The sequence below is a fragment of the Streptomyces sp. NPDC050636 genome (genome assembly GCF_040654775.1).
In the GTDB taxonomy this organism is placed as follows: domain Bacteria; phylum Actinomycetota; class Actinomycetes; order Streptomycetales; family Streptomycetaceae; genus Streptomyces.
This window is the reverse complement of record NZ_JBFAIP010000176.1, coordinates 1-7,146: the sequence shown is the minus strand read 5'-3', so window position 1 is coordinate 7,146 and position 7,146 is coordinate 1. Positions and strand designations below refer to the sequence as shown.

General features: G+C 68.4%; 8 protein-coding genes and 3 pseudogenes. 8 read left to right on the top strand and 3 right to left on the bottom strand.

All coding sequences use genetic code 11. The features are described 5' to 3' along the window. Positions 1-220: 220 nt before the first annotated feature. From AB0I10_RS39615 to AB0I10_RS39600, 4 genes and pseudogenes are all read left to right on the top strand, one after another. Positions 221-772 (top strand): annotated as a pseudogene (locus AB0I10_RS39615) (transposase); the annotation flags it as partial. A gap of 201 nt (positions 773-973) precedes the next feature. Next, positions 974-1,228 (top strand): DUF397 domain-containing protein, encoded by a 255-nt coding sequence (locus AB0I10_RS39610; RefSeq protein ID WP_363157600.1) that lies wholly within the window; start codon positions 974-976, stop codon positions 1,226-1,228. Continuing rightward, positions 1,225-1,809, top strand: a complete 585-nt coding sequence (locus tag AB0I10_RS39605; protein WP_363157599.1) for a DUF6461 domain-containing protein — start codon at positions 1,225-1,227, stop codon at positions 1,807-1,809. Before AB0I10_RS39610 ends, AB0I10_RS39605 begins: the two co-directional genes overlap by 4 nt. A gap of 220 nt (positions 1,810-2,029) precedes the next feature. Then, positions 2,030-2,215: pseudogene (locus tag AB0I10_RS39600) on the top strand (IS5/IS1182 family transposase); the annotation flags it as partial. Positions 2,216-2,399: 184 nt separating this feature from the next. Here the strand turns inward: AB0I10_RS39600 and AB0I10_RS39595 are convergent. Then, a complete protein-coding gene (locus AB0I10_RS39595; protein WP_363157598.1) occupies positions 2,400-3,125 on the bottom strand; it encodes an NAD(P)-binding domain-containing protein in 726 nt (241 codons plus the stop codon). Between the two features lie 100 nt (positions 3,126-3,225). Here AB0I10_RS39595 and AB0I10_RS39590 point away from each other — a divergent pair, with 100 nt between their 5' ends. Continuing rightward, positions 3,226-3,591 carry a helix-turn-helix domain-containing protein gene (locus AB0I10_RS39590; protein ID WP_363157601.1) on the top strand — a complete coding sequence of 122 codons (366 nt, stop codon included), beginning with the start codon at positions 3,226-3,228 and terminating at the stop codon, positions 3,589-3,591. Positions 3,592-3,642: 51 nt separating this feature from the next. Here AB0I10_RS39590 and AB0I10_RS39585 read toward each other — a convergent pair. After that, positions 3,643-3,855, bottom strand: a pseudogene (locus tag AB0I10_RS39585) (transposase); the annotation flags it as partial. 165 nt (positions 3,856-4,020) lie between these two features. On the opposite strand from AB0I10_RS39585, the gene AB0I10_RS39580 reads away from it, so the two are divergent. Continuing rightward, positions 4,021-4,563, top strand: a complete 543-nt coding sequence (locus tag AB0I10_RS39580; RefSeq protein WP_363157597.1) for a GNAT family N-acetyltransferase — start codon at positions 4,021-4,023, stop codon at positions 4,561-4,563. Positions 4,564-4,710: 147 nt separating this feature from the next. Here AB0I10_RS39580 and AB0I10_RS39575 read toward each other — a convergent pair whose 3' ends face one another. Beyond that, on the bottom strand, positions 4,711-4,845 hold the full coding sequence (locus AB0I10_RS39575; RefSeq protein ID WP_363157596.1) for a hypothetical protein: 135 nt from the start codon (positions 4,843-4,845) through the stop codon (positions 4,711-4,713). Between the two features lie 515 nt (positions 4,846-5,360). Between AB0I10_RS39575 and AB0I10_RS39570 the strand changes: the two genes are divergently transcribed. Further along, positions 5,361-6,086 carry a dienelactone hydrolase family protein gene (locus tag AB0I10_RS39570; RefSeq protein WP_363157595.1) on the top strand — a complete coding sequence of 242 codons (726 nt, stop codon included), beginning with the start codon at positions 5,361-5,363 and terminating at the stop codon, positions 6,084-6,086. A gap of 408 nt (positions 6,087-6,494) precedes the next feature. Further along, on the top strand, positions 6,495-7,055 hold the full coding sequence (locus AB0I10_RS39565; RefSeq protein WP_363157594.1) for a hypothetical protein: 561 nt from the start codon (positions 6,495-6,497) through the stop codon (positions 7,053-7,055). Positions 7,056-7,146 lie beyond the last annotated feature (91 nt).

Below are 7,146 nucleotides of genomic sequence, written 5' to 3'. Positions count from 1 at the left end.
TCTTGGAGGTCGCCGATCTGATGGGTGTTGACGAGTCCGCCCTGGCAGTCCTTTTGCGGGAGGCTGAGCGTACGCTCCGTGGCGCCTCATCGCCGCTGTAGGCGCAGGCTCAGCGCAGGTCCGCGACTTCGTTGGCCATCGACGCTGCAGGAACCGCCGGAGTCGAGTGTGATGAACAGTGACGACGTCGTTCGGTGGAGAGCAATCAGGTTCCTCCCGGGTGCGGCGGGACGCCGGCTCCTGCTGGGCGAACCACGGTCGCCCCGACCGCCTCCCGGCGACCTACCGCCGCACCCACGGCGTGCCCTATTCCCACTGCTGCTACTCGATCGGCGACGACGCACTGTGGGGCGTCAACCGCTGCCACAAAGGTGCCGCGCAGCCGCTGGCCGCGCTGAGATCGATCCGCGCCGCCCGCCCGGATGGCGCCCAAATGTTCGTGATCATGGACAACCTCTCCGCCCACAAGGGCACCACGATCCGCACCTGGGCGAACAAGCATCGCGTCGTGCTGTGCTTCACTCCGACCAACGCTTCCTGGGCCAACCCGATCGAGGCACACTTCGGACCGCTGCGGCAGTTCACCTTGGCCAACTCCCACCACCCCAACCACACCGTCCAGACCCGTGAACTGCACCGCTACCTGCGCTGGCGAAACGCGAACGCCCGCCACCCCGATGTGCTGGCCGCCCAACGCCGCGAGCGCGCCCGTATCCGCGGCGAGAAGGGCATCCGCTGGGGAGGTAGACCGCTCACGCCCGCCGTCGCGTGATCTGGCACCGGGTGAACTCCCCATCCGGGCACGGCGCTGCCGACCTGTGATGGAATTGTCCGGACCACACCCGGCTTGATTACCGCTTTGGGCCGGAGGCACCACCGAGAGGAACAGCACCCGTGAGTGAATGGCAGCTGACCGAGTCATTCCGGAGCAACGCAAGTCCTTGGATCTGATCGAAGGGAAGCTGGGGAAGCGATGAATTCCGCTGAGGAACTCGCCCGGTTTAAGTCGAGCTACAGCGGCGGCTCGGGCGGCGACCGCCTCGAAGTCGCCTATGGCTGGAAGAAGTCGACGTACAGCGGCGGCAAAAGCGGCGAATGCGTGGAGATCTCCACCTGCTTCTGCAAGTCGCACGAGGTCCACATCCGCGACTCCAAGAGCCCCCACGTCACCCACCTGACCGTCACCCCGGCCGCCTGGTCGCACTTCCTCACGCACACCGCACGATGACCAATCCGCTGGCCTGGATCGCCGAGATGCACATGGCGCACAGCCTGACCCTGGTCCAGGGCCTGACCGGCCGCGATGTGCTCGTACGCATCGGTGGTGAGCCGGAGAGCATCCGGCAGCCGGAGGACGAGGCCGAGGCCGAGGCGTTGCGCGACGAGGCGCTGGAGGACTACTGGGACTTCGGCGCGCTGCACGGCGGCGTCACCGGGGACTGGGCCTTCGCCTTCGAGCCGGCGAGCACCTGGGCCTTCGACGACGAGCGCCTCGCGGCCGCGTCGCGCGGCACTCGGCTGATCGGCTGCTACAACGGCGACTCGTTGGGCTTCGTCGAGCACTGGGTGGACGGGACCCTGATCACCAAGTTCGACACGCGGCAGCCCGAACTCCGGCACGAGCAGCGGGGCGAGGACCCCGACCGGCTCGTGCCGGAGATGGGCCGGGCAGGCTTCTTCGACCCGGAGAGCGGGCTGTCGCCGAACCTGCGTGCCCTGGCGCTGCTGCACGACTACACCGGGGTCACCCTGGGCCCGCACCAGGTCACCTTCGGCCTGATGGCCAGGCTTCCGGCGTACGACGAGTGAGGCGGGGCGGATTGCCGCGCACATGGCCGACGCCGAGGAACGGTGGAGGCTGAGGAAGGTTGACCGCCCCCCCCACAACGCGCTGACACATCTCGGTCACACCGGCAGCGTCTTCGTGGTCGAAGCTCAGGCCGCTCTGGTGCTGGACTTCCTGCTGAACGCCGCGCGACTTCCCGCAAAAGGGGGCGGCGCGCGTGTGAAAGATGATGGGTGTGAGGCGCTGGGGCGCTCGCGGGGCGGGATGACCAGCAAGATTCATCTGCTGGCCGACGACCGGGCCTGCCCGTTGTCCTGTCAGACGTCGCCGGGCCAGCGGGGCGACAGCCCCATGTTCGTCCCCGTGCTGGAGGGCCTGAGGATCCGGCGGCGCGGACCGGGCCGACCGCGCAGCCGTCCCGGAAGTGTGACGTGAAGTCGAACGCGTCCCGCCGGGCATCGTGGTTCAGCAAACTCACCTCTGCGGCCTTCGTATGAATCTGATTCCGTGGCGGAACGCAGGATCATGCGGGGGCCGTCAGCGTGCCCTGGGAATCCCCCAACGAGTGAGCACGTACGAGACGACGTTCGAGGTCACAGGTTAAATAACAAGCTTAGGGCGCGTCGTCTACGGCGCCAGGGGCCAGTGCGGGGGCGGGGAAGGCGTGGCGGGCCTCGCCACCGGACCACCACACTCCGATGGCGAAGACCGCGGCCGCCTCCAGCAGTGCCGCGCGGTGCAGGCCGCCGCAGGGCAGCGGGGCGCAGCCCATTGAGGTGATCAGCTCTGCTGTCACAGCGGCGGCGAGCGGGGCGTCCGTGCAGAAGGGCACGGCCAGCGGCGCACCCTCGAAGGCCGGCAGTGGCAGGGTCCAGATGCTCTCGTGCGGGATGCCGAAGACCTTGGCGACGTGGGCGTCCGGTGCGGCGGCCGCGAGGCGTTGGGCGACCGAGTCCGTGCCGCCGGCCGTGGTCAGGGCGGGGCCGTCGGCGGCGGGGGCCATCGGCACCGTGCAGTCGAGTACGGTCCGCCCGGCGAGAGCCGGGGCCAGTTCCTTGGCCAACTGCGGTGCGACGTCCGCGGGTACGGCGACCAGTACTGCCTCGCCGTACCGCGCCGCCTCGGCCAGGCTGCCATGGCCAGCGGCTTCGATACCGGCCGCCGTCCTGGCCGTGGCCGCGGTGTCCCGGCCACCCACCATGACCTCATGTCCGGCCCGTACCCAGGCCCCGCCCAGCGCCGCCGCCATGGCGCCCGTACCGAGAATGCCGATGCGCATCGTCCTGCTCCTGGTTGTGGTGTTCGCGTTGTTCTCGTTGTTCGCGTTGTGGGATGTCATGCCGGGGACGCTATGCGGGCCGATGCACACCGCTTGGTAGGTATCGACACGGCAGGATGTCCCCATGGGAGAGCTCGGAGCGCAGCGAGAGCCAGATGAGATGGACGACCTGGGCGGGGATCCGTTCGCGGCGGACTGCCAGGCCCGGATCGCCTTCGAAGTGCTGGCCAACCGCTGGGACAGCGTGGTGGTCTTCGTCCTTGGCGAGGGGGGCTCGATGCGGCCGCGGGCGCTGCTGGCCCGGATCGGCGGGATCAGCCCCAAGGTGCTGAACGAGGCGCTGCGTCGGCTGGAGTACAACGGCCTGGTGGAGCGCCGCCGTTACGCCGAGGCCCCGCCCCGCGTCGACTACACCCTCACCGAGGCCGGCACCGCCCTGCTCGCTCCGATCCGCGCGCTGGGCGCGTGGGCCGCGGCCCACGCGGACACCGTCCTGGCGGCCCAAGACCGCTACGGCCGTCCCTAAGAACTGTCCGGTGGCTCACGTTCGCAGCCACAGACGCATCGCTGCGACGGTGTCCGCTGAACATCTGCGATGGCGGTCATACATGGTCTGCCACCTGCCGAACCGGGTCGGCAGATCCCTCCACGCAATACCCGTGCGCAAACGGAACACAATCCCGTTGATCACCTTGCGGTGGCACTTCCACCGCCCGCCCCGCCCCGTGTTCCTCGGCAGGTACGGTTCCAGCCGAGCCCACTGCGCATCGGACAAGTCACCCCGCCCCACTCGGCTGAGACCGATCCGTGACGCGGTCCGTCACCGACCCATCAGACTCGCTCTGGCCACGCCTGGGCGTCCTTTTGCTTCAACGGCCGCGAAGAGGTTCTGACCTGATCTCCCCACGGTTTTGAGATGTCTCACCGCACAGTGCCGGGTGCAAGGATCTCCTGCATGAACAGCGGACCCCTCGACCTGCGACAGGTCACAGCCCCAGGTGACGTCACGCCGGAGCTCAGGCAAGCACTCATCGAATGCTGGATTGAGGTCACCAACGCCGGCGGGGCAGCAGGGTTTCCCTTCCCGCCCATCGATGCGAGCAAGGTCGCCCTTGCGGTTGACTCCCTCGTCGCGGGCCTCGCCCCTGAGACGAGCCGCCTCGTGGTCGCATCGATCAACGGCAACCTCGTCGGGTGGCTGAATGTTCGGCGTGATCCCTTTGAGCTCATCGCCCACTGGGGCACGCTCCACCATGTCCAGACACGGACGAGCCTGCGGGGCCGCGGCATCGGGGCTGCTCTCATCAATCACGTTCGTGACATCGCCCGCGACGGGATGGGGCTGGAACAACTCCACTTGGCTGCACGCGGCGGCGTGGGGCTGGAGGACTTCTACGTCCGCCTCGGTTGGAAGGAGATCGGCCGTTGGCCGGGCGCTCTTCGCCTCGCCCCCGGGGACGATCGCGACGAAGTCCTGATGATCCTGGCACCGCTGTGACGCCAAGCCTCTGTCTCAGCACTACCGCCAGACAAGAGATCCGTGTTCGCCCCGAGGAACACGGCATCTCGCATGTCAGGCAGACCTCACGGTGTCTCATGAGACACCGAAACGGTGGGACGAAACGGTGGGGAATGTTTCCTGACTTCACTCCTCTCGTCGAGCCGGGTCAGGGTTGAGCTGGGCGGCCATGAGCTCGCGGTTGGCTGCGCGAGCTGCGACCTCGCCCAGGACCTCGTTGAGGTGGGCTTCGAGGCGGCGGACCTGGCCGCCGGCGTCCATCCATGTGACCCGTGCCGGCCCGATCGTGAGCTCCAGGTCGACTGAGGAATGCCATCGCGCCCCGGCGGATTGCCATGAGGTTAGAGAGAAGGGTCCACCATGACCACACCCACATCGAGTGCACCGAGCGCTGTGCCACTGAACCGTGCACCCAAAGACGTCGGTCGGTGCGCGCGGTACCACCAGAGCTGTCAGAGGTACGGAGCCTGCGGGAACCCCTTTTCTCTGGGGGTGGGCTGGGTGTGGTGTGAGGTGGGGTGATGGAGGTTCGTAGAGCCCTTGAACTCGTTCTCGGGGGGTGTGGCTCTGCGGCGGGTTGTTGTACGACTCGGAGCAGGAGCTACTGATACGGGCGTTCCCCGTGGTGATGCCGTCTGGGCAGAAGTACTGGCGCGGGAACGGGGTTTGTGACGGATCTTGTGAGCCGTCGCCGCATTTCAGAGGCACACCCGCGCTGTTCTGCCAGCGGTGAACACTGGCCCGACCGGGCTCGACGATCCCTACAGTCCAGTCTCATGACGACGGTTACCACACGCACGGTCGAGTACCCGGCCGACGGCCTAACGATGATCGGGCACCTCGCCCTCGCGGCCGGTGTCGACCGCCGGCCCGCGGTCCTGGTCGGACCCGAGGGGCCGGGGCTGAACGACTTCCAGCGCCGCCGGGCCGACGCCCTCGCCGAGCTGGGGTACGTGGCACTGGCCTTCGACATCAACGGCGGGCGCTGGTTCACCGACCCCGAGGAGATGCTGGCGCACACGACCCCCCTGCTCGCCGACCCCGACCGGATGCGGGGCATCGGCCACGCGGCGCTCGACGTGCTGCGCGCCGAACCGCGGACCGACCCCGACCGGATCGCCGCCGTCGGCTACGGCACCGGGGGCGCAATCGTGCTGGAACTCGGGCGCGACGGCGTCAACCTGCGCGCGATCGGGACAGTCAACGCACTGACCACGGGCCGACCGGGCGAGGCGGCGCGCATTCGCTGCCCGGTATGGGCCGGCGTCGGATCGGAAGACCCGATCATGCCGCCCGCTCAACGGGACGCGTTCACCGCCGAGATGCAGGCCGCGGGTGTCGACTGGCGCCTCGTGGTCTACAGCGGCGCCTTGCACGCCTTCCACCACCCGCCGGTCGACCAGACCGTGCTCCCCGGCGTCGGCTACCACCCACAGCACGCGCAGCGAGCCTGGCGCGACGTCGTCGGCCTTCTCGCCGAGTGCCTGCCCGTAACGGAGTGATCTGGTCGCAACCGCGATTCCGGGTCGCGAACCAGGCCGGTCGACTGGCATCGGCTCTGGCTTGTGGGACATCACCGCAGCTCAGAGAAGCTGTGACAAGGTGCTTTAGCTCAGAGCAACTGTGACGAGGTGCTCTAGCTCAGAGCAACTGTGACGGGATGCTCTGCGAGGGCGTTCCCACTCGGCGGCGGGAACCGGCTCTGCCCGATGCCCCGCCCAGTGCCCTGGCTCGTCCTCTGCCATCACGTTCCTTCGCCGCGGCGGCGCCCCCGGCCTCGCGTAGCGGCACACGCGGACTCGGGGCCCTCCCGTGAACCGGCCGGCGTCCGCCTGGGCCGGCTCGGGAACCATTGCCCCGGATCCTGCGTGACCTTTTAAGGTGTTGTCGGCTGGTGGTGAGGGGACCGAATGAAAGCGCGGACGATGATGAGCGTGGCGGTATCGGCCTGTGTGGCGGCGGTGGCGTGCGCGTGCGGTCCGGACAAGGCGAAGGAGGACACGGACGCGAAGCCTTCGCAGCCGTCCGCGTCCACGCGGGCCCAAGAGCCGTCGCCCACGCCGTCCGTGCCCGCTCGGACCGAGAAGCCGTCGGCCACCCCGACCGGCAACCAGCCTGCGCCCAGGACGAAAAAGGGCGCGATCCAGCGCTACGAGCAGTACCTCCACGCCCTGGGCCGTCAGGACATCGACACGGTCTGCGAAGTGGCCGGGCCCGCCGCGAAGAAGGCACAGGACCAAGGGCTCGGCCCGTGCACCTCGACGTACACCACCGTGTTTCAGATGATCTCGCCCGCACAGAAGAAGGCCCTCAAAACCGCGACGGTCGACCCACAACGCATCGCCGTGCACACACCCGACAAGATCGAGATGCCGGTCGAAGCGGTCAGAGCCTCCGCCACCTTCTCCGAGAGCGACCTCGGCAGCTACACCCTGCAGTACCTCAAAAACAATTGGTACATCACCGACTGAACCCGACGCCCCATACGCGGAGCCGCCCGACGGACGGCTCCGCACGCACGCCACCCAGCCGCCGGCCGACCGGCGCCCACCGACGACCTTC

Coding starts and splice junctions, on each gene's coding strand:
- AB0I10_RS39590 (WP_363157601.1), top strand. CDS start 3,226: ATGGACGACCTGGGCGGGGATCCGTTCGCGGCGGACTGCCAGGCCCGG.
- AB0I10_RS39565 (WP_363157594.1), top strand. CDS start 6,495: ATGAAAGCGCGGACGATGATGAGCGTGGCGGTATCGGCCTGTGTGGCG.
- AB0I10_RS39580 (WP_363157597.1), top strand. CDS start 4,021: ATGAACAGCGGACCCCTCGACCTGCGACAGGTCACAGCCCCAGGTGAC.
- AB0I10_RS39570 (WP_363157595.1), top strand. CDS start 5,361: ATGACGACGGTTACCACACGCACGGTCGAGTACCCGGCCGACGGCCTA.
- AB0I10_RS39595 (WP_363157598.1), bottom strand. CDS start 3,125: ATGACATCCCACAACGCGAACAACGAGAACAACGCGAACACCACAACC.
- AB0I10_RS39610 (WP_363157600.1), top strand. CDS start 974: ATGAATTCCGCTGAGGAACTCGCCCGGTTTAAGTCGAGCTACAGCGGC.
- AB0I10_RS39575 (WP_363157596.1), bottom strand. CDS start 4,845: ATGGACGCCGGCGGCCAGGTCCGCCGCCTCGAAGCCCACCTCAACGAG.
- AB0I10_RS39605 (WP_363157599.1), top strand. CDS start 1,225: ATGACCAATCCGCTGGCCTGGATCGCCGAGATGCACATGGCGCACAGC.